Below are 21043 nucleotides of genomic sequence, written 5' to 3' on the forward strand. Positions count from 1 at the left end.
AGGGTCAACAAGGGCACTGCATGCGTGCCCGGTCGCGGGGCGCCAAACTATCCGTTACTGATACACATGCAGCCGCCCGAAGGTCCATGCGTGATAGGACTCGATCAGACCGGGTATGCGGCAGTCGTCGTACAGCCCGTTGCAGCGCGCGCGCAACACCGTCTCCGCGGAGAAGTACGGATCCTTCGGCAGGCCAGCAGCCTGCAGCACCATGCTCGGCAGGAACGCGATATCGAGCATCGGATAGCTCGGCAGCGCCGGACCGGCGAAGTTGCTCTTGATCATGTAGTAGGTGAGGTAGTCACGGTACGGCTGCAGTGGCTGGGGCAATGTGCGATCCAGGCCGCGGATCAGCCCATCGAACGATGGCTGGTGGTCGCCGAAATGCACCAGCAAGGTCGGCTGTTCACGGTCGAGGAAGTCGTGCTCCAGACCGCTCATCGCCACATCGGAATCGTGCAGGCGCGACAGGTAGGTATCGAAGTTGAGCGCCGGCGTCGGCTTCAGGCCGTGCAGCAGGTTCTGGAACGGCACCGGCAGGGTCGACATCGGATCGTCGTGCGGCCCGTGCTGGTTGATCGTCAGGATCATCACGAACACCGGCTGGCCCGGCTTCTTCACCTTGTCGTAGATGCGCTTGGCCGCATCGAACATCTGCTTGTCGGTCTCGTCCCATTCGTCCAGGCCGAGTTCGTTGACGTCGTACATGTGATCGAAGCCGTACGCCGTATACGCGTTGCGGCCATTGATGAAGCCGCCATCGGTGGGATAGATCGCGATGGTGAGATAGCCGAGCCGACGCAGCTGCAGCGCCAGTGCATCGTGCACGTGCGGTGCCAGCACAAACGGCGCATACATGCCGCCCGCGCCGAAGATGTCCTGCGGCATGCCGGTGAGCGTGGCGAATTCGCTGACCCAGGTGCCACCGCCGAAGGTATGCGTGCGCAGCACGCCGGTGCCGCGGGTGCGTGCATCGGTCTGGAACATCGTCAGGTGACAGGCCGGCACGGTGCATACGGTGTAGTTGGACGGATCGAAGGTGCTCTCCTCCAGCACCTGCACGATGTCCGGATACGGTGGCTGCGCGGTGCCCGGCTCGCCTGCCGCGGTCGAGCCCCACTGCTGCTCGGCGACGGCATCGCTCGCCATCGCCGGCAGCGTCACGGCTGAATCGCGGAAATTGATGAAGAAGTTGGTCAGTTGCGCGTCGTCGGACATCTTCTCCCACACATTGCGCGAATGCACCCGTGCAAACGGCCCGGCAGGCAACATGCACAGCCAGAACGCGAACACGCCGAGCGCGATGCCGCCGGCGCGCAGGCCCAGTGCCGGCCAGCGTCGCAGACCAGCCAGCATGCGCCAGTCCCAGCGCCATACCAGGTAAAGCAGCGGTGGCACCACCACGCAGATGCCGATCCCCAGCCCATACAGATGCGGGTAATGACGCAGCGTATCCACCAGGCTGGTACTGGCGTAATAGATGAAGTCCGACGGCAGCAGCTGCGATTCGAGATAGCGCTCCTTCAACTCGGAAATGAAACGCAGCGCGACGAATAATCCGCCACCTATCACCAACGCACTGGCAAAGCGCCCGAACACGGACAGCAGCACGACGACCGTGGACAGCATCAGGCCCGCAACGAAGACCTGCTGCACGGGCTCCGGTTCGCGCAGCGCGGTGAGCGCGAGGCAGCCGGCGAAAAACACCAGCGCGCACAGCGACACCACACGACCACGTGTGAAATGCAAGGAGATTCGACGCATCAGTGGAAAGTCCCCCTGTAAGGACCCGGTATGCCATGAGATGCGCCATCTTACGGTCTTGCACCGGCAACCGGCGGTTTGCCCGGCACACCGTTCCACCGGCGTTGGGTTTTGCCGCCTTCGATGCAAGGCAAAGGGTCACCCCGATCTGTTAGTTTTCACGGTCTGAACCCGCACGCGCCCCACGGAACCGCCATGTCTTTACGTCACCTTGCTCCCGCCATCCTTGCAACCGCCCTGCTCGCCGGTTGCGCCGGCCATGCCGCCAAGCCGAACCCGCTGCTGCAGGACGGCGCGCGCGCGAACGTGGCGATCCTGGAGACCACCGATATCCATGCCAACGTGCTGAGCTACGACTACTACAAGCTCAAGCCGGACGATTCGCTTGGCTACGAGCGCACGGCCACGCTGATCCGCCGCGCCCGCACCGAGTTTCCCAACACCTTCCTGTTCGACAGCGGCGACACCATCCAGGGCAGCGTGCTGGCCGACTACCAGGCGCTGGTGAAGCCGGTCGGCTGCGACCAGGAGCTGGCGATCTATAAGGCGATGGATGCGCTCGGCTATGACGGCGGCACCGCCGGCAACCACGAATTCAACTATGGCCTGGGCTTCCTGTCGCAGGTCACCGGCACGCCGATGAATGTCGATGGCGGCCATAGCGATCGCTGCGACGGACCCCACTTCCCGCTGGTGCTGTCCAACGTCGACAGCGCGCGCGACGGCCAGCCGATCTTCAAACCGTGGGCGGTGGTCACCAAAAGCATCGAGGCGTATACCGCGGACGGCAGCAAGGTCAGCGTGCCGCTGAAGATCGGCATCATCGGCTTCACGCCGCCGCCCATCATGCAGTGGGACAAGCAGAACCTGGCCGGCAAGGTCAGCGTCACTGGCGTAGTCGAGGCCGCGCAGAAATACCTTCCTCAGCTCGAAGCGCAGCATCCCGACCTGATCGTGGCGATCCTGCACGGCGGCCTCGATACTTCGCCGTACACGCCAGAGATGGAAAACGGCGGCTGGTACCTGGCCGGCGTGAAAGGCATCGACGTACTGCTGCTTGGTCACTCGCATACCGAATTCCCGGGCCCGCACTACGCCGGCATGAAGGACGTCGATGCCAGACTCGGTTTCGTCCGCAATGTGCCGGCGGTGATGGGTGGCTTCTTCGGCAAGGACCTGGGTGTGATCCAGCTGGTGCTGAATCGTCAGAACGGACGCTGGGTAGTCGACCTCGACAATACGCACAGCGAAGTGCGGCCGATCTGTCCGCAGAAGAACCAGTGCGTGCCGGTCGATCCGGAGATCGCGCCGCTGGTGCAGCAGGCGCATGAAGCGGCGATCGCCTATGTCAACACGCCGATCGGCAACAACACGCTGCGCATGAGCAGCTATTTCGCCGACGAGGGCAACATGACCGCGCTGGCCGCGGTCAACGCGGCGCAGGCCGACTACATGCGCAGCGAATTGCCGCGGCTACATCCGGAACTGGCGAACGTGCCGGTGTTGTCCTCTGCCGCCGCCTTCCGCAGCGGCTTCGGCGGCCCCGACGACTACACCGATGTCGCGCCCGGCCCGCTCACCCTGCGCAGCGCCGCCGACCTGTACTTCTATCCGAACACGCTGGCTGCGGTGAAGATCGACGGCGCCGGCCTCAAGGCCTGGCTGGAGAAATCCGCCGAACGCTTCAACCGCATCGACCCTAACAAGGCCGACGAACAGGACTTGATCAACGACCACTACCCCGGCTTCAACTTCGACCAGATTCAGGGCGGCGTCCATTACGTCATCGATGTGTCGAAGCCGGTCGGCCAGCGCATCACCTCGCTGACCTATCACGGCAAGCGTGTCACCCCGAACCAGCCGTTCATCGTCGTCACCAACAACTACCGCGCCAGCGGCGGCGGCAACTTCCCCGGCCTCGACGGCAAGAACATCGTGCTGTCCGCACCCGACGGCACCCGCGAGATCCTGGCGAAATGGCTGGAGCAGCATCAGACGATCAGCACGAAGGATCTCGAACCGACTTCATGGAAGTTCGCAGCGCTGAAGACACATGGTCCGGTGGTGTTCAAGGGCGCCAGCGACCGGCAGGCGCTGGCGCATGAAGCCCGCCTCGACGATATCCGCCAGCTCAAGGATCACGGTGACGGCACCGCGACTTATGCGATCGATCTGTCGCATTGATGATAGTAAATGCATGAGTGGAGATGTTCGCTTTCGACGAAGCTAATGTCGAAAAGAACTGAAGCAGATCTCCTTGAATAGAGTGCGACCACGAGGGGCGACAGCTATCACTCCAAGGGCTCGCGCTCCCAAGGCGTACCCACGTAGGATGGTAGTGAACCCAGGGGGGTCTACATGGTTGGCCTATTCTGCGAAGGAACGATTGGATTCATCTTGGCCATTGTGCTGTGTACGCCAGTTATTCACTATGGGTTGCGGCTATTTGGGATTTCCCTACCGCTCAAGGCTTCCTTCGATATCGCTTGGGTGCCGATAGTCGCATCAGCCCTCCTTGCCCTTGTCGCGGGCTGGGTCTTCTACGACTACCTTTGGCTCGGCCTCACTATTGTCGTTCTCTTCCAGCTTTGGTTCTGCGCAGTTGTAGTCGGGCTCGTTCTGGGCGCAAGGGACAAGTACATCGTGAAATGGAAGGCTTACCTGCTGTCCATCGCCTGCTTGGCAGTCTCGACCCTCGCGACCAGTTTCGTGGTTAGTCTATTTATTGACAGCTGATCGACTGGCCACCCTCCGAAATCGTGGCCGGTTTCAGATCGTTATGGGTGGCCGATTTGGATCATTAGGGGTGGGCAGTTTCGACTGGAATACGCAGCTAGACGGCTCCCCTCGCAAGAATCATATCGGCAGCCTTCTCACCGATCATCGCGCAAGGCGCCTGGGTGTTGCCGCTGATCAAACGCGGCATGATCGAGGCATCGACCACGCGCAGGCCTTCGACGCCGCGTACGCGCAACTCGGGATCGACCACGGATTCCGCATCGTCGCCCATGCGACAAGTGCCGACCGGGTGGTAGATCGTGTCGGCGTGGGCGCGGATGAGCTGGCGCAGGGCTTCGTCGTCATCGCGCCCCGTGCCGTAGATCGTGCGTCCGTTCCAGCTGGCCAGTATGGGCGCGGCCATGATGCGCTGGCTGATCCTGGTGCCGGCGACCAGCGTGTCGAGATCACGCGGATCGCTGAGGAAATTCGGGTCGATCAGTGGTGCCTTGCCCATGTCGGCACTGGCCAGGCGAACCTGGCCACGGCTGTGCGGACGCAGTACGCAGACGTGGATCGAATAGCCCGAGCCAAGGTGCAGCTTGCGATTGTGGTCGTCGACGATGCCGATGCAGAAGTGCAGTTGCAGGTCCGGCCGGTCGAGCGAAGGATCGCTTTTCAGGAAGCCACCGGCCTCGGCCACGTTTGTGGTCAGCATGCCGCGCCCATCGCGACTCCACGCGCGCATGCTCATCATTCCTTGATACAGCACCGGCAAGGTGATGCCGAACAGGCCCGGTGCCTTGGCGCGCACGTTCAAGGTGTAGTCGACATGGTCCTGCAGGTTCTGTCCGACCTGGGCACGATCCGCCACGACATCGATGCCGTGCTCGCGCAGGTGTTCGGCCGGACCCACGCCCGAGGCCATCAATAATTGCGGCGAGCCGAACGCACCGGCCGACAGGATGACCTCGCCGCGTGCACTCAGCGAATGTTCGACCCCGCCCTTGCGATAGACCACGCCGGTGGCGCGCTTGCCATCGAAGCGAACACGCCGGACCTGCGCATCGGCGATTACTTGCAGATTGGCTGGTCGTGCACCGACCGCACCGAGGTAGGCTTCGGCGGCGTGGAAACGGCGACCGGCTTTCTGGAAGACCTGATAGGTACCGATGCCTTCCTGCGCGGCGCCATTGAAATCATCATTGCGCGGGAAACCCGCTTGCACGGCAGCCTTGATCAAGGCCTGGGTCGCCGGATTGCGCTCGCGCAGATCCTCGACCCGTAACGGACCACCGACGCCATGCAGCGCCGAGGCGCCGCGGATGTTGTCCTCGCTGCGCTTGAAATACGGCAGCACGTCGTTCCAGCCCCAACCGCGGCAGCCCAGCGCCGCCCAGCCGTCGTAATCCTGCGGCTGGCCGCGCATGTAGATCATTGCGTTGATCAGGCTGGAGCCACCGATGCCGCGCCCGCGTGGCTGAAAACCCTGGCGCCCTTGCAGCCCTGCCTGCGGTGTCGTGGTGTAGGCGTAGTTGGCCGAGCCTTTCAAGCCCACCAGGGCAGCGATGCCCAGCGGCACTTTCGAACGCAGCGGCGTGCGCTCCGGTCCGGTCTCGACGATGGCGACGGTCAGGTCAGGCCTGGCCGCGGCCAGTCGCGCCGCGACTGCGCAACCGGCAGGACCCGCACCCACAACGACATAGTCCACTGTGTCGGCCATCGTTCGTATCCCTCAGGAAATCGTTGTGAAGTGGCAGGCTATCTCCCCTGTCCCATGCGGTCACGATGCGGCGCGGTATGCGGGTGGCGCGCGATCAGCCCTCATGGCAAGACTGCGGCGTGCAGACGCGGCACGCATCCAGTCAGCCGACAGTTCGAATTGCATCGCCGGATGCAGGTACCCTGTTCCATCCTCGGTTACGCTGCGCGCGCTGCCAGCGCCTGCACGCAAGCACGAGACTGGCACCTGCAAGGACTTTTCATCATGCGTCATCCATTGTGGCAAACACTCGCGGTGGCGATCCTGCTGATCGCCGCGCAGATCTCCCACGCGCAGATGCCGAAGACCGTGCTGCTGCAGGATCTCACCTGGACCGAAATTCGCGACCAGGTCAGGGCAGGCACCACCACCATCATCATTCCGATCGGGGGCACCGAGCAGAGCGGCCCCGATGTGGCGGTGGGCAAACACAACGTGCGCGCGCAATGGCTGTCACAGAAGATTGCGGAAGAACTCGGCAACGCCCTCGTGGCGCCGGTGATCGCGTATGTACCCGAAGGCAGCTACGCGCCGCCAACCTCGCACATGCGTTTTCCAGGCACCATCACCATCCCTGACGACGTGTTCGAGAAGATGCTGGAGTCCGCAGCGAACAGTTTTGCGGTGCACGGCTTCACGAATATCGTGTTCCTGGGTGACCACGGCGGCTACCAGAAGGACATCCAGCGGGTAGTCGCCCACCTCAACAAGACATGGGCGGCCACCAAGGCACGTGCCTTCGTGCCGCCGGAATACTACGACGCCAGCTCGGATGGTTACGCACAGATCCTGCGCCAGCATGGCTTCCGCGATGACGAAATCGGCACGCATGCGGGACTCGCCGATACGTCCCTGCAGCTTGCCGTCGCACCGCAGATGGTCCGACTGGACCGGCTGCACAGCAGCCCGAAACTCGGTCTGGCAGACGGCGTCTACGGCGGCGACCCGCGCCGTTCCAGTGCCGAGCTCGGCCGCCTGGGCATTGACGCAATCGTGTCGCGTACGGTCGCTGCCCTCAGGAAGGACACGGCTGGGCGATAATGCAACAGCCGTTATCCGACTTCTCCCTACCCCCATCATGTGAAACGAAGATCACCATGACTCCACGTCTCCCTCGTCTTTCCCGGATTGCCGCGCGTGTCGGCGTCGCCTTGGCCAGTGCCTGCGGCGCCTCCGTTGCCCTGGCAGCACAGCCGGTCGCCACCATTCCCGGCATGCCACGGGTGGTGAATGCAGCCAACATGTACAGCGAAGCCGGCACCAACCATTTCAGCCCGGCGGTGGCCGGTGCGCTGCCACGCATCTATGTGCCGAACCTGCGCGGCGCCAGTGTCTCGGTGATCGACCCCGCCACCTACAAGGTGATCGACACCTTCCCTGTCGGCCGCAGCCCGCAGCATGTAGTGCCCGCTTGGGATTTGCAGACGCTGTGGGTCACCAACAACTCGGAAGGCCGCAACACCGGCAGCCTCACTCCGATCGATCCGAAGACCGGCAAACCCGGCGCGTCGATCCCCGTGGACGACCCATACAACATGTACTTCACGCCCGATGGCAAGTACGCCATCGTGGTGGCCGAGGCACATGCACGGCTGGATTTCCGCGATCCGCATACGATGGCGCTGAAGTTCAGCGTTGATGCCCCGGAGTGCAAGGGCATCAACCACGCCGATTTCTCCATCGACGGCCGCTACGCGATCTTCACCTGTGAGTTCGGCGGCAAGCTGACCAAGATCGACATGATCAACCACAAGGTGCTCGGCTATCTCGAGCTGGCGAAGAACGGCATGCCGCAGGACATCCGCGTCTCGCCCGACGGCAAGGTGTTCTACGTCGCCGACATGATGGCCGACGGCGTCTACCTGATCGACGGCGACAGCTTCACCCGGATCGGCTTCATCAAGACCGGCATCGGCACGCACGGCGAGTACCCCAGCCGCGACGGCACCAAGCTGTACGTCGCCAACCGCGGCTCGAACAAGGTGCACGGCCCGCGCCACGGCAAGGGCAGCGTGTCGGTGATCGACTTCGCCACGCGCAAGGTCGTCACCACCTGGCCGATCCCCGGCGGTGGCAGCCCGGACATGGGCAACGTCAGCGCCGACGGCAAGACGCTGTGGCTGTCGGGCCGCTTCGACGATGTCGTCTACGCGTTCAACACCACCACCGGTGCGGTCAGGTCGATCAAGGTCGGCGCAGAACCGCACGGCCTGGCCGTCTGGCCGCAGCCCGGGCGCTATTCGCTGGGCCATACCGGGATCATGCGCTGAGCCCACCGCAGGCAGGCCGCACAAACGGCCTGCCTGAACATGCCACGCCACGAGTTGCCCACCTGAGAGATTGCATGAGCATCGACCCACTCAGCGATGCGAAGATCGTCGATTCATGGGGCAGGAACGCGGCGCCGTGGGCCGCCGCCGTGCGCCGGCGGCAGATCGAGAGCCGCCGACTGGTCACCGATCGGGCGATCGTCGAGGCCACGCTCAGTCGCTCGCCGCGCTCGGTGCTCGACCTCGGCTGCGGCGAGGGTTGGCTCGTCCGCGAACTGACTGCAGCTGGCATCGAGGCAATCGGCATCGATGCGATTCCCGCACTGGTCGAACAGGCCCGCCAGGCCGGCGGCGGCGACTTCCGTGTGATGACCTACGAGGATGTGGCTGCCGGCAAGTTCGACACGTCGGTCGATGCCGTGGTGTGCAATTTCGCGCTGCTCGGCAATGAATCCGTCGCTGGCCTGTTCGGTGCGGTTCGCTCCCTGCTCAACCCGCGCGGCAATTTGCTGATCCAGACCCTGCATCCGCTTGCCGCGTGTGGCGACGCCCCCTACCAGGATGGCTGGCGCGCAGGTTCCTGGACCGGCTTCAACACCGACTTCAGCGACCCGGCGCCCTGGTATTTCCGGACGCTGGAAAGCTGGGTCGGGCTTTTCGCTGGGCATGGATTACGACTGCTGGAACTGCGCGAGCCGCTGCACCCGCAGACGCAAAAGCCCGCATCGGTGATCTTCATCGCGCAGGTGACGGATTGATCGGCGCGGTTTCGGATATAAGCAAAAGTTGCAAATGAATCTGTTGACCGCACTGCAGCAATCGCTCTAAGGTCGGTGCCATGTCGCCGCTTTCCACGCCAGCACGCATGCACGCCGCCCCGGTCTCCACCGGGCAGCTGCCGTTGCCGGCGGGCGTCAACGCTCGTTCCATCGCCACCACGATTACGACTACCACCACGACTCGGTCGGGGTGGGTGTCCGTGCGCGAATAGGTTCTTCACTACGCAACGGCCCCGCCCTCGATGAGGCGGGCCGGTGCACTCCCACAGCACAAGCCGATCCGCCAGCGAGCACGGGCCTCATAGGAGGTCATCGTGAATGTCTGTGCACCCCAACTTGCCGCCCCGAAACCTTCGTTCGGCTTCGCCGTGCCGACTGCGCGGCGGCGGCGCATGCTGGCGGTCGGCCTGATCGGGCCGGGCCGTGTCGGCAGTGCGCTGCTCGCGCAACTTCGTGCCGCCCAGCCACGGTTGATGCGCGAGACCGGACTGGAGCTGCAGCTGTGCGGCGTCGCCGCCAGCCGGCGAATGTGGCTGGACTGCGACGATCCTGAACTTAATCATGTCGGGCTCAACCATGCCGGCCGCGACCGCCACGACGAACGAGCGCAGATCTGGCGACCGTGCAATCTCGATGAATTCGCCGCACACGTACGTGGCACCGACGGTCGCCACGCGCTGTTGATCGACTGCAGCGCCAGCGAGGAAGTCGCCAGTCACTATGCCGGCTGGCTCGCTGACGGCCTGCATGTGGTGACACCGAACAAGCTGGCCGGCAGCGGAGAGCTGGCGCGCTGGCAGGCGATCCGGGCTGCCTGTGTCGATGGCATGCGCTTCCGTTATGAGGCCACCGTATGCGCAGGCCTGCCGGTGGTGCAGACGCTGCGCGACCTGCTCGATACCGGCGACGAACTCTTCGCGGTGGAAGGCATGTTCTCCGGCACGCTGGCGTGGCTGTGCAACCGCCACGATGGTCGGCAACCGTTCTCGGCGCTGGTGCGCGAGGCGCATGCGCTGGGCTATACCGAACCCGATCCACGCGATGACCTGTCTGGCCTCGACGTGGCGCGCAAACTGGTGATCCTCGCGCGCGAGGCGGGTTGGCCGCTGTCGCTGGAGGAAGTCGCGGTGGAGGGTCTGGTGCCGCCCGCGCTCGCAGCGTTGCCGCCTGACGCCTGCATGCAACGATTGCACGAACTGGATCCGCTGATGTCCGCACGACTGGCTGAGGCGCGGGCCACCGGCGGCGTGCTGCGCCATGTCGCCAGCCTCGACCGCCACGGCCGCGCCCGCGTAAAGCTGGTCGTGCTGCCGGCGAAGCATCCGTTCGCGCATACCCGGCTGACCGACAACATCGTGCAGTTCACAACACGCCGTTACTGCGACAATCCGCTATCGGTGCAAGGCCCCGGCGCCGGTCCCGAAGTGACCGCTGCCGGCGTGTTCACCGATCTGCTGCGCATTGCCGACTCGCTGGAGGTGCGCGCATGAACTCCTCATTGCTGGAACCCGTCATGGCTTCACCGCGTCGCCCCAAACCTCCGCAGATCGCCTGCGCCTTCGCGCCCGCCAGTGTCGGCAACGTCGGCGTGGGTTTCGACCTGCTCGGCCATAGCGTGGCCGGCGCCGGCGATCGCGCCGAGGTGCGTCGCATCGACGAGCCGGTGGTGCGCATCGCGGCGATCCGCGGCTGCGTCACCGAACTGCCGACCGACCCGCGCCAGAACACCGCCGGTGTCGCCCTGCTTGCGTTGCGCAAGGCGCTCGGCCTGCAGCACGGTTTCGAACTGGTGCTGCACAAGGGCATTGCGCTGGGTTCGGGCATGGGCGGTTCGGCTGCGTCCTGCGTGGCTGCACTGGTCGCCGCGAATGCATTGCTGGCGCAGCCGTTGCCACGCGAATCGCTGTATGGCTTCGCGCTGGACGGCGAGGCGGTGGCCAGCGGCAGCCGGCATGGCGACAACCTCGGCTCAATGCTGCTCGGTGGTCTGGTACTGGCTACCCACGAGCGCCTGTTGCGCATCGAAGTGCCAGCCGCGTGGCATTGCGCGCTGGTGCATCCCCATGTGGTGCTGGAGACCCGCAAGGCACGCGCCGCGCTGGCCGGCCATTACGAGCTCGGCGAGTTCGTCGCGCAGAGCACGAACCTCGCGCTGGTACTGGCCGGTTGCTACCGCAGCGATGCGGCGCTGGTGCGCGAAGGGCTGAAGGACGTGTTGGTGGAACCACGCCGCGCCCCGCTGATCCCGAACTTCGCGCGGGTGAAGCAGGCTGCGCTGGATCATCACGCACTCGGCGCCAGCATTTCCGGCGCCGGTCCCAGCGTGTTCGGCTGGTATGACAACCGCGGCGACGCCGAAGCGGCCGCCGCCGCGATGCAGGTCGCCTTTGCCGAGGCTGCCCTGGACAGCGATGCCTGGATATCGCCGATCGATGGGCCGGCGGCCGCGTTGATCACTTCCCTCGACGAGGCGGCTTCTGCATGAACGCCTCCCTGGTAGGAGCGCACCCTGTGCGCGAAAGGTTTGCCGCGAAGTTGATCGCGCACAGGGTGCGCTCCTACGACGAAATCGCTTCGAGGCATGCATGAAGGAGCCACTGCGCTATCACAGCACCCGCCATGCCGAGCCGGCCGTGCCGATCAGTCAGGCGATCGCCGCCGGGCTCGCACCCGATGGCGGGCTGTATGTCCCGGAGAGGTTGCCGTCGATCGACCCGGCCGCGTTCGATCCGCACGGTTCGCTGGCCGACACCGCCGCCACCCTGCTGGCGCCGTTCTTCGCCGATGACCCGCTGACTGACGAGCTGGCCGCGATCTGCACCGAGGCATTCACGTTCGACGCGCCGCTGCGCGCGTTGCCGGCCCACCCGAATACCATGATGCTGGAGCTGTTCCATGGCCCCACATCGGCCTTCAAGGATTTCGGCGCACGCTTCCTCGCCGCCTGCCTGCGCCGGCTGCCGCGCAACGATGCACGACCGTTGACGATTCTGGTTGCCACCTCGGGCGATACGGGTGCGGCAGTCGCTGCCGCGTTTCATCGCCAGCCTGGGATCCGCGTGGTGATCCTGTATCCCGACGGGCTGGTGTCGCCACGCCAGGCACATCAACTGGGTTGCTTCGGCGACAACGTCACGGCACTGCGCGTGGCCGGCCGCTTCGACGACTGCCAGCGCATGGTGAAAACCGCACTCAACGATACGGCACTACAGGCGCAGCTGCCGTTGTCCTCGGCCAACAGCATCAGCCTCGGCCGCCTGCTGCCGCAGATGAGCTACTACGCGCACGCCGCAGTGGGCTGGTGGCGCGAACACGGCACGCCACTGAACTTCATCGTGCCCACCGGCAACCTCGGCAACGCGCTGGCATGCCTGTGGGTACGCGAGCTGGGCCTGCCCGTCGGTGCCGTACGGCTGGCCTGCAACGCCAACGCCACCCTCCCCGACTATTTTGCCGGCGCCGCCTACACCCCACGCGAAGCGGTCGCCACGCTGGCCAATGCGATGGACGTGGGCGCTCCGAGCAACTTCGAGCGGCTGCGCTGGACGTTCCCTGACGAGAATCGCCTGCGCGACTTGCTGCGCGCCGACAGTGTCGCCGATGCCACGATCCGCCAGACGATCGCCACCCATGCGCACGAGTATGGCGAAGTGTTCTGCCCGCACACCGCCACCGCCATGCACCGGCTTGATCGTCTGCGCGACGAAGGTGATACCTCGCCGTGGGCCGTGGTCGCCACCGCGCATCCAGCCAAGTTCGAGAGCGTGGTGGAGCCTCTGATCGGCCAGCGCCTGGCGGTACCACCAGCACTGGCAGCGATGCTTGCGCGCAGTGCCAGCGCATCACCATTGCCCGCCACCGACATGGCGTTACAGGAGTGGCTCACCACCGCGTAGGGCATGTCGGCGCAACAACCTGCGCTTGCATCTGGCCATCTGGACGTCCAAACCATTGCCGCGTCACCAATTCGAACTATTTTTGAAAATAGTTGTTGACACACCCCAATGACCTGCTTTACGTTCGATCACATGTCGCAGCGCAACAGCCACCGCCGCATCGCCGAAAACAACCGTCTCGCGACGGTTGCCGGCTTGCTGCAGGTTCGCGGCACGCTCCTTCTTGCCCTCGTACTCGTACTCCTTATTACCAACGGAGGTGCGGGCTGAGGGCATGTGTCCAGGTAACTAAGCAATAACCTGAAGACTCCCAAAGAACCCCGCACCGGCAACGGCGCGGGGTTTTTTGTTGCCCTCGGCTCGCATCAGCGGAGCCAGCGATGAACCCCGAATCAGTAACAAACGCAACTATCTCCGGCAGCAGCCATGCTGCCGCCGATCGTGTACGCATCTTCGACACCACCCTGCGCGATGGCGAACAGGCGCCCGGCTTCTCGATGGATCGGCGCGCAAAGCTGCGCATGGCGCACATGCTCGAAGCACTCGGCGTGGACATCATCGAAGCCGGCTTTCCACAGGCCTCGCCGGATGATTTCGCTGCCGTCGCAGAAATCGCCACGTCGCTGAAAACACCCACGATCTGCGCACTGGCACGCTGCCAGGCCGGCGACATCGACAGCGCAGGCCATGCGCTGGAACGCGCCCGTCATTCACGCATCCACCTGTTCCTCTCCACCAGTCCGCTGCATCGCGAGCACAAGCTCAACATGAGCAAGGCCCAGGTGATCGATACCGCCGTCGCTGCGATCGAACGGGCACGCAAGCTGTGTCACGAAGTGGAGTTCTCCGCCGAGGACGCCATGCGCACCGAGCCCGACTTCCTCGCCGAGGTATTCAGCGCGGCGGTGGCCGCCGGCGCCACCACGCTGAACGCGCCGGACACGGTGGGTTACATGACACCGGCCGAGATCGCCGAGCGATTTACCTGGTTGCAGCAGCATGTGCAGGGCGCCGACCAGGTGATCTTCTCCAGCCACTGCCACGATGATCTCGGCATGGCGGTGGCCAACAGCCTGGCTGCTGTAAGCGCGGGTGCACGCCAAGTGGAGTGCACGATCAACGGCATCGGCGAGCGGGCCGGCAACGCGTCGCTGGAAGAAATCGTGATGGCGCTGAAAGTGCGCGCGCCGCACTTCGGCGTGGACACGCGTATCGACACCCGCAAGCTGTACCCGGCCTCGCGCCTGCTGACCCAGCTCACCGGTCAGGCGATGCCGCGCAACAAGGCGATCGTGGGCGACAACGCGTTTGCGCACGAATCGGGCATCCACCAGCACGGCATGCTCAAGCATCGCGGCACCTACGAGATCATGCGCCCGCAGGACGTCGGCATTGCCGAGACGAAGCTGGTCATGGGCAAGCATTCCGGGCGTGCTGCCTTACGCCAGCGCCTGGAAACACTGGGCCACACGCCAAACGATGCGGCGCTGGATGCGATTTTTGTGCGCTTCAAGACGCTGGCCGATAAGAAGCGCGAAGTGCACGACGAGGATCTGGAGGCAATCGCGCTGGGCCTGGATCCGGATGCCGTCGGCCCATGGCGGCTGGTGCAACTGAACACCAGCACGCATCTGGGCGGCAGCGCCTCGGCTTCGGTGAAGCTGCGCCACGACGATGGCCGCGAAGCCGGTGAAGCGGCGATTGGCGATGGTCCGGTCGATGCCGTGCTGCGTGCGATCGAGCGCGCTACGGGCAGTGACCTGCAGCTGACCGATTTCCAGGTACGCGCGGTGAGCGAGGGCGGCGATGCCCAGGGCCAGGCCCAGCTCACCGCCCGCCACGCTGCGCGCGAATGGCGCGGCCACGGCATCAGCACCGACATCGTCGAGGCGACCGCGCAGGCCGCGCTGGCCATCGTCAATCGCATCGAACGACAGGCACCGGCTGCACTGCCGGTCGCCGTCGCCAACCTGTAATCACCCGGGAAGCCTCCATGAGCAACACACCCTTCCTCTGGCACAACGGTCGCATCAAGCCTTGGGCCGATGCCTCCGTCCATGTCAGCACGCATGCCCTGCACTACGGCTCCTCGGTGTTCGAGGGCGAGCGCGTCTACGCCACGCCGCAGGGTCCGGCGTATTTCCGGCTGGCCGAGCACACGCGCCGGCTGTTCGAGTCGGCCGCGATCTACGAGATCGAGATCGGCTACAGCGAGGACGAGATCAACGGCGCCTGCATCGAGCTGATCCGCGCCAACGCGATGCGCTCGGCCTATGTGCGGCCGATCGTGTTCCGTGGCGCCGGCGGCCTGGGCGTGCTGCCGAAGGAGGGTGCACCGGTCGAGGTGGCGATCATGGCGCTGGACTGGGGCGCCTATCTGGGCGATGCGGTGGACAAGGGCGCCGACGTCTGCGTGTCCTCATGGCATCGCCCCGCACCGAACACCTTGCCGAGCTGGGCCAAGGCCGGCGGCAACTACCTCAACAGCCAGTTGATCGGACTGGAGGCGCGCCGCGGCGGCTACGACGAAGGCATCGCGCTGGGCCACAACGGCCTGCTCAGCGAAGGCGCCGGCGAAAACCTGTTCCTGGTCAAGCGCGGCAAGCTGCTCACGCCGCCGTCGAGCGCCGGGATTCTGGCCGGCATCACCCGCGACAGCGTGCTCACGCTGGCCGCCGATCTCGGCATCACGGTGGAGGAGCGCGATCTGCCGCGCGAAGCGCTGTACACCGCCGACGAAGTGTTCATGACCGGCACTGCTGCCGAGATCACGCCGGTGCGTTCGGTCGATCGCAAGATCGTCGGTGCCGGTATGCCGGGTCCGATCACGAAACAACTGCAGCAAGCGTTCTTCGGCCTGTTCGACGGCCGCACCGAAGATCGCTTGGGCTGGTTGAGCTTCGTTAATGCGGTCGTCCCTGACCGCGAAGATCAAGAACCGGCCATCCATGGCCGGACTCCTCATCAACAGCCCACTGCCATGGAGGTCTCGGCATGACGGCAAAGACACTCTTCGAGAAAGTGTGGGACGCGCATGTCGTCGTTCCCGAAACCACCGACACGCCGGCGGTGCTCTACGTCGACCTGCATCTGGTGCATGAGGTGACCTCGCCGCAGGCGTTCAGCGAACTGCGTGAGCGCGGTCTGCAGCTGCGTCGTCCCGATCGCATGCTGGCCACACTGGACCACTCCACTCCGACCTTGCCGACCAATGCGGACGGCACGCGCCCCTACGCGAACGCCGAGGCGCAGGCGCAGGTGACCCAGCTGGAAACGAATTGCCGCGAGTTCGGCGTCGAGCTGCACGGCTGGGACAGTGCCGACCGCGGCATCGTGCACGTGATCGGCCCGGAGCTGGGCGCCACCCAGCCGGGCATGACGATCGTCTGCGGCGATAGCCACACCTCCACCCACGGCGCGTTCGGTGCGCTGGCGTTCGGCATCGGCACCACCGAGGTCAGCCACGTGATGGCCACGCAGTGCCTGCTGCAACGCAAGCCGAAGACCATGGCGATTCATGTGGACGGCCAGTTGCCCGCCGGTATCAGTGCGAAGGATCTGATCCTGCACATCATCGGCACGATCGGTGTCGATGGCGGCACCGGCTACGTACTTGAATACCGCGGCGCGGCGATCGAGACGCTGTCGATGGACGAGCGCATGACCGTCTGCAACATGTCGATCGAGGCCGGTGCGCGCGCGGGCCTGATCGCGCCGGACGACACCACGTTCGCGTGGCTGAAGGGCCGTCCCCGCACACCGCAGGGCGCCGCGTGGGATGCCGCCGTGGCGACGTGGCGCGCGCTGCGCAGCGATGACGGCGCCGCCTACGACCGCGAAGTGCGCATCGACGCCAGCGCGGTGAAACCCACCGTCACCTACGGCACCCATCCGGGCATGGCGATCGCGATGGATGCGCCGGTACCGGCCGCGACCAATGCCCAGGAACATCGTGCACTCGACTACATGCAGAGCAAGCCGGGCCAGCCGATGCAGGGCACGCCGGTCGACGTGGTGTTCGTCGGCAGCTGCACCAACTCGCGCCTGTCCGATCTGCGTGAAGCCGCCAACGTGATGCGCGGTCGTCGCGTCGCCGACGGCGTGCGCATGCTGGTGGTGCCGGGCTCCGAAGCGGTGCGCCGCGACGCCGAACGCGAAGGCCTGCACCAAGTGTTCACCGCCGCCGGTGCCGAGTGGCGCGTGCCGGGCTGCTCGATGTGCATCGCGATGAACGGCGATCTGGCCCAGCCGGGACAGCTGGTGGTGAGCACCTCCAACCGCAACTTCGAAGGCCGCCAGGGCAAGGGCGCACGCACCGTGCTGGCCAGCCCGGCCACCGCTGCCGCATCTGCACTGGCCGGCCGCATTGCCGATCCGCGCGACTACCTGACCACCACCGATCATCGCCGGGAGCAAGCCGCATGAAGCCGATCACTCGCATCCACTCGCGCACTGCCGTGCTGGCCGACGAGAACATCGACACCGACCGCATCATCCCGGCGCGCTTCCTCACCACCACCACCCGCGAAGGCTTGGGCAAGCTGTGCTTCCACGACTGGCGTTATCAGGCCGATGGCAGCGACAACCCGGCGTTTCCGCTGAACCAGCCCCAGGCGCAGGGCTGTTCGATCGTGGTCGCCGGACGCAACTTCGGCTGCGGCTCCTCGCGCGAACACGCACCATGGGCCTTGCTCGACTACGGCGTGCAGGCGGTGCTGTGCAGCGAGATCGCGGACATCTTCCGCGGCAACGCGCTGAAGAACGGCCTGCTGGCGATCGTCATCGACGAACTGGAACACCGCTGGCTGCTCAAGCATCCCGGCATCGAGCTGGTGATCGACGTGCGCGAGCAGTTCATCGCGCTGTCCGACGGCGGCCGCATTCCGTTCCGGCTGGAGCCGTTTGCGCGGCACTGCCTGCTCAACGGCGTCGACCAGCTTGGCTACCTGCTGCTGCAGGCTGATGCGATCACACATTACGAACAACGGGAGAAAGCGGCATGAAGGCACACATCGTCACCCTGCCCGGCGACGGCGTCGGCCCCGAGGTCACCACGGCCGCCGTGGCCGTATTGAAAACCGTCGCTGCGCGTTACGAGCACGTGTTCACCTTCGATGAGCAGCTGATCGGCGGTGCCGCGATCGACACCACCGGCGAGCCGCTGCCAGCCGCCGCGCTGGCCGCATGTCGGAGCGCCGATGCGGTGCTGCTCGGCGCCGTCGGTGGACCGAAGTGGTCCGACCCGAACGCATCGGTGCGCCCCGAACAGGGTCTGCTGGCGCTGCGCGCCGCGCTGGGTGTCTACGCGAACCTGCGCCCACTGCAGGTACATCCGGCGCTGGCCGACCTGTCGCCGCTGAAGAACGAGAAGCTGCAGAACGTCGACGTGCTGTTCGTGCGCGAGTTGACCGGCGGTGCGTACTTCGGTGCAAAAACCCGCACGGCCGATACCGCCACCGACGAATGCAAGTACACCGTGGCCGAAGTCGAGCGCGTGGTGCGCCGCGCGTTCGAGCTGGCGCGCGGCCGCCGTCATCACGTCACCTCGGTGGACAAGGCAAACGTGCTGGAAACCTCGCGCCTGTGGCGAAGTACCGTGCAGCGCGTCGCCGCCGACTATCCCGACGTGAAGGTCGAGCACCAGCTGGTCGACTCGATGGCGATGCTGCTGCTGACCCAGCCGAACCGCTACGACGTGGTGGTCACCGAGAACCTGTTCGGCGACATCCTCACCGACGAAGCTGCCGCGCTGGCCGGCTCGCTCGGCTTGCTGCCGTCGGCGTCGCTGGGTGAGGGCAAGGCCGGTCTGTACGAACCGATCCACGGCTCGGCGCCGGACATCGCCGGTCACGGCGTGGCCAATCCGGTCGGCGCGATCCTTTCCGTGGCCATGCTGCTGCGCCATTCGCTGGGACTGGAAGCCGAAGCGGTGGCCGTCGAGATGGCGGTTGATCAGGTGCTGCGCCATGGCCCACACACCCGCGACATCGGCGGCAGCGCCGGCACCGCCGCCGTATGCGATGCCGTGCTGGCCGCGATCGAAGAGCACGCCGACGGCGCTGCCGTATTCCTCTGCGGAGCACGCGCATGCGGCTGATGCGAGATCAACGGTTTCCCAACGGCCACATGGACGTGTCCGTATTTTCTGCTGTCCCCTGCGTGCTTCCGGCACCGGATGCCCTCCGTGCGTTCCCAAGGCGCACGTCCCTGTCCGCTTCGCCAATCGTCCTTGCACGCAGGGGACGCTTTTTTCATCGACCCGCTTTTCATCAATTCACCGGAACACCCATGCGCCGTGGCCTGACCAGAAACGGTCCGGCCCGCGCACCCGACACCGCCGCATCCACCCTCCGACACATACCTATCGAAACTCTCGAAGGAGTTACCGCATGAGCAGCAACGACACATCCAACACCCTCGCCCACGCCCGTATCGCCGTGCTCGGCTATGGCAGCCAGGGTCGCGCGCATGCGCTGAACCTGCGCGACTCCGGCCTCGACGTGGTGGTCGGCCTGCGTCCCGGCGGCGCCACCTGGAAGAAGGCCGAGGCCGACGGCTTCGCCGTGGTCGAACCCGCCCACGCGGTGCGTGGTGCCGATCTGGTCGCCGTGCTGACGCCGGACATGGTGCAGCCCGCGCTGTACAAGGATGCAATCGAGCCAAACATCAAGCCCGGTGCCGCGCTGCTGTTCGCGCATGGCTTCAACATCCACTTCGGCCAGATCAAGCCGCGCGAGGACATCGACGTGATCCTGGTGGCACCGAAAGGCCCCGGCGCGCTTGTGCGCACCGAGTACGAGCGTGGCCGTGGCGTGCCGTGCATCTGGGCGGTGTACCAGGACGTCAGCGGCCATGCCGAGGCGAAAACCAAGGGTTATGCGGACGGCATCGGCGGCGGCCGCGCCATGCTGATCAAGACCGATTTCAAGGAAGAAACCGAGACCGACCTGTTCGGCGAACAGGCCGTGCTGTGCGGCGGCGCCAGCGAGCTGGTGATCAAGGGCTTCGAGACCCTGGTGGAAGCCGGCTACCAGCCGGAGATCGCCTACTACGAGGTGATGCACGAGCTGAAGCTGATCGTCGACCTGTTCTACGAGGGCGGCATCACCCGCATGCTGGAGTTCATCTCCGAGACTGCGCAGTACGGCGACTACGTCAGCGGTCCGCGCATCGTCGATGCCGCCACCAAGCAGCGCATGAAGACCGTACTCACCGAGATCCAGGACGGCACCTTCGCGCGCAACTGGACCGCCGAGTACAAGGCCGGCCTGCCGAACTACAAGAAGTTCAAGCAGGCCGATCTCGACCATCCGATCGAGCAGGTCGGCGCGAAGTTGCGCGCGCGCATGCCATGGCTGCAGCAGCCATCCGCTGCCAAGGCCGAGGTCGCACCGCTGAAGAAGGTCGGCTGACGGCCGGCAACAGACTTCCTGCCCGTTGCGGCGGGAAGTCTTCACCATCCATTGAATTGAGGAGATCCACCGTGAAACGTTTCCATATCGCCCTGGCCGTCGCCGACCTGAAGGCCTCGATCGCCGACTACAGCACCCGGCTCGGCCAGCCACCGCAAGCGGTGGTCGAGGACACGTACGCGATGTGGCGCACCGACTTGCTCAACTTCTCGATCAACCAGCAGCCCGAACGTGCCGGTCAGCTGCGTCATGTCGGTTTTGAGGACGACGAAGCCCACGGGTTCACCAGCGATGCCGACATCAACGGCATCGCCTGGGAGAACTTCTCGTCGTTCGCGCAGGACCTGCGCATCGTGTCGACCTATGGCGTGCCGACGCGGCCGGCCACCGAAGACGAATTGATCCGCAACTAGGCGCCTCCGGCGCCGGCCTGGCACGACTC

At 65.2% G+C, this 21043-nt stretch carries 18 protein-coding genes; 15 read left to right on the top strand and 3 right to left on the bottom strand.

Features of this window, described 5'->3' with window-relative positions:
* Positions 1-54: 54 nt before the first annotated feature.
* The gene (locus B0E50_RS08145; RefSeq protein WP_254427214.1) at positions 55-1764 is read right to left on the bottom strand and encodes an LTA synthase family protein; all 1710 of its coding nucleotides are present in this window, start codon (positions 1762-1764) and stop codon (positions 55-57) included.
* A 195-nt stretch (positions 1765-1959) separates the two neighbouring features.
* On the opposite strand from B0E50_RS08145, the gene B0E50_RS08150 reads away from it, so the two are divergent.
* Both B0E50_RS08150 and B0E50_RS08155 read left to right on the top strand, forming a co-directional pair.
* The gene (locus B0E50_RS08150; protein WP_077440692.1) at positions 1960-3948 is read left to right on the top strand and encodes a bifunctional 2',3'-cyclic-nucleotide 2'-phosphodiesterase/3'-nucleotidase; all 1989 of its coding nucleotides are present in this window, start codon (positions 1960-1962) and stop codon (positions 3946-3948) included.
* Positions 3949-4161: 213 nt separating this feature from the next.
* A complete protein-coding gene (locus tag B0E50_RS08155) occupies positions 4162-4500 on the top strand; it encodes a hypothetical protein (protein ID WP_139350801.1) in 339 nt (112 codons plus the stop codon).
* A gap of 97 nt (positions 4501-4597) precedes the next feature.
* On the opposite strand, the gene B0E50_RS08160 is transcribed toward B0E50_RS08155, so the two are convergent.
* Complete coding sequence (locus B0E50_RS08160; protein ID WP_077440694.1) at positions 4598-6205, bottom strand: GMC family oxidoreductase N-terminal domain-containing protein; 1608 nt, start codon at positions 6203-6205, stop codon at positions 4598-4600.
* Between the two features lie 264 nt (positions 6206-6469).
* Between B0E50_RS08160 and B0E50_RS08165 the strand changes: the two genes are divergently transcribed.
* The 6 genes from B0E50_RS08165 to thrC all read left to right on the top strand — a co-directional run bounded on the left by B0E50_RS08165 (position 6470) and on the right by thrC (position 13189).
* On the top strand, positions 6470-7285 hold the full coding sequence (locus B0E50_RS08165; protein WP_077440894.1) for a creatininase family protein: 816 nt from the start codon (positions 6470-6472) through the stop codon (positions 7283-7285).
* A gap of 56 nt (positions 7286-7341) precedes the next feature.
* Positions 7342-8514, top strand: coding sequence for a YncE family protein (locus B0E50_RS08170; RefSeq protein WP_077440695.1), 1173 nt, complete (start codon positions 7342-7344; stop codon positions 8512-8514).
* Between the two features lie 74 nt (positions 8515-8588).
* Positions 8589-9272, top strand: a complete 684-nt coding sequence (locus B0E50_RS08175) for a class I SAM-dependent methyltransferase (protein WP_217343255.1) — start codon at positions 8589-8591, stop codon at positions 9270-9272.
* A gap of 335 nt (positions 9273-9607) precedes the next feature.
* Positions 9608-10783: a homoserine dehydrogenase gene (locus B0E50_RS08180; protein WP_174575032.1), complete on the top strand. Its 1176-nt coding sequence runs from the start codon at positions 9608-9610 to the stop codon at positions 10781-10783.
* A 23-nt stretch (positions 10784-10806) separates the two neighbouring features.
* A complete protein-coding gene (locus tag B0E50_RS08185) occupies positions 10807-11778 on the top strand; it encodes a homoserine kinase (RefSeq protein ID WP_254427229.1) in 972 nt (323 codons plus the stop codon).
* Positions 11779-11878: 100 nt separating this feature from the next.
* On the top strand, positions 11879-13189 hold the full coding sequence (thrC, locus tag B0E50_RS08190) for a threonine synthase (RefSeq protein ID WP_077440698.1): 1311 nt from the start codon (positions 11879-11881) through the stop codon (positions 13187-13189).
* Between the two features lie 63 nt (positions 13190-13252).
* Here the strand turns inward: thrC and B0E50_RS17960 are convergent, their stop codons facing one another.
* Positions 13253-13465, bottom strand: a complete 213-nt coding sequence (locus B0E50_RS17960) for a hypothetical protein (RefSeq protein WP_139350802.1) — start codon at positions 13463-13465, stop codon at positions 13253-13255.
* A 104-nt stretch (positions 13466-13569) separates the two neighbouring features.
* On the opposite strand from B0E50_RS17960, the gene B0E50_RS08195 reads away from it, so the two are divergent.
* The 7 genes from B0E50_RS08195 (at position 13570) to B0E50_RS08225 (ending at position 21014) form a co-directional block, all read left to right on the top strand.
* On the top strand, positions 13570-15165 hold the full coding sequence (locus tag B0E50_RS08195) for a 2-isopropylmalate synthase (RefSeq protein ID WP_077440699.1): 1596 nt from the start codon (positions 13570-13572) through the stop codon (positions 15163-15165).
* A 17-nt stretch (positions 15166-15182) separates the two neighbouring features.
* Positions 15183-16187: a branched-chain amino acid transaminase gene (locus B0E50_RS08200; protein ID WP_077440700.1), complete on the top strand. Its 1005-nt coding sequence runs from the start codon at positions 15183-15185 to the stop codon at positions 16185-16187.
* Entirely contained in the window at positions 16184-17614 is a 1431-nt protein-coding gene (gene leuC, locus B0E50_RS08205) for a 3-isopropylmalate dehydratase large subunit (protein ID WP_077440701.1), read from the top strand. The genes B0E50_RS08200 and leuC overlap by 4 nt, the downstream gene beginning before the upstream one ends.
* The gene (gene leuD / locus B0E50_RS08210; protein ID WP_077440702.1) at positions 17611-18192 is read left to right on the top strand and encodes a 3-isopropylmalate dehydratase small subunit; all 582 of its coding nucleotides are present in this window, start codon (positions 17611-17613) and stop codon (positions 18190-18192) included. The genes leuC and leuD overlap by 4 nt, the downstream gene beginning before the upstream one ends.
* Positions 18189-19286 (top strand): 3-isopropylmalate dehydrogenase, encoded by a 1098-nt coding sequence (gene leuB, locus B0E50_RS08215; protein WP_077440703.1) that lies wholly within the window; start codon positions 18189-18191, stop codon positions 19284-19286. Before leuD ends, leuB begins: the two co-directional genes overlap by 4 nt.
* A 292-nt stretch (positions 19287-19578) precedes the next feature.
* A complete protein-coding gene (gene ilvC / locus B0E50_RS08220; protein WP_077440704.1) occupies positions 19579-20601 on the top strand; it encodes a ketol-acid reductoisomerase in 1023 nt (340 codons plus the stop codon).
* Positions 20602-20672: 71 nt separating this feature from the next.
* Complete coding sequence (locus B0E50_RS08225; RefSeq protein WP_077440705.1) at positions 20673-21014, top strand: hypothetical protein; 342 nt, start codon at positions 20673-20675, stop codon at positions 21012-21014.
* Positions 21015-21043: the final 29 nt, after the last annotated feature.

This window comes from Rhodanobacter sp. C01, assembly GCF_002001045.1.
Classification (GTDB): domain Bacteria; phylum Pseudomonadota; class Gammaproteobacteria; order Xanthomonadales; family Rhodanobacteraceae; genus Rhodanobacter.

Excerpts from the sequence above, each read along its gene's own strand:
- B0E50_RS08145 (WP_254427214.1), bottom strand. The coding sequence starts at position 1,764 with ATGCGTCGAATCTCCTTGCATTTCACACGTGGTCGTGTGGTGTCGCTG.
- B0E50_RS08150 (WP_077440692.1), top strand. The coding sequence starts at position 1,960 with ATGTCTTTACGTCACCTTGCTCCCGCCATCCTTGCAACCGCCCTGCTC.
- B0E50_RS08160 (WP_077440694.1), bottom strand. The coding sequence starts at position 6,205 with ATGGCCGACACAGTGGACTATGTCGTTGTGGGTGCGGGTCCTGCCGGT.
- B0E50_RS08165 (WP_077440894.1), top strand. The coding sequence starts at position 6,470 with ATGCGTCATCCATTGTGGCAAACACTCGCGGTGGCGATCCTGCTGATC.
- B0E50_RS08170 (WP_077440695.1), top strand. The coding sequence starts at position 7,342 with ATGACTCCACGTCTCCCTCGTCTTTCCCGGATTGCCGCGCGTGTCGGC.
- B0E50_RS08175 (WP_217343255.1), top strand. The coding sequence starts at position 8,589 with ATGAGCATCGACCCACTCAGCGATGCGAAGATCGTCGATTCATGGGGC.
- B0E50_RS08185 (WP_254427229.1), top strand. The coding sequence starts at position 10,807 with ATGGCTTCACCGCGTCGCCCCAAACCTCCGCAGATCGCCTGCGCCTTC.
- thrC (WP_077440698.1), top strand. The coding sequence starts at position 11,879 with ATGAAGGAGCCACTGCGCTATCACAGCACCCGCCATGCCGAGCCGGCC.
- B0E50_RS17960 (WP_139350802.1), bottom strand. The coding sequence starts at position 13,465 with ATGCCCTCAGCCCGCACCTCCGTTGGTAATAAGGAGTACGAGTACGAG.
- B0E50_RS08195 (WP_077440699.1), top strand. The coding sequence starts at position 13,570 with ATGAACCCCGAATCAGTAACAAACGCAACTATCTCCGGCAGCAGCCAT.
- B0E50_RS08200 (WP_077440700.1), top strand. The coding sequence starts at position 15,183 with ATGAGCAACACACCCTTCCTCTGGCACAACGGTCGCATCAAGCCTTGG.
- leuC (WP_077440701.1), top strand. The coding sequence starts at position 16,184 with ATGACGGCAAAGACACTCTTCGAGAAAGTGTGGGACGCGCATGTCGTC.
- leuD (WP_077440702.1), top strand. The coding sequence starts at position 17,611 with ATGAAGCCGATCACTCGCATCCACTCGCGCACTGCCGTGCTGGCCGAC.
- leuB (WP_077440703.1), top strand. The coding sequence starts at position 18,189 with ATGAAGGCACACATCGTCACCCTGCCCGGCGACGGCGTCGGCCCCGAG.
- ilvC (WP_077440704.1), top strand. The coding sequence starts at position 19,579 with ATGAGCAGCAACGACACATCCAACACCCTCGCCCACGCCCGTATCGCC.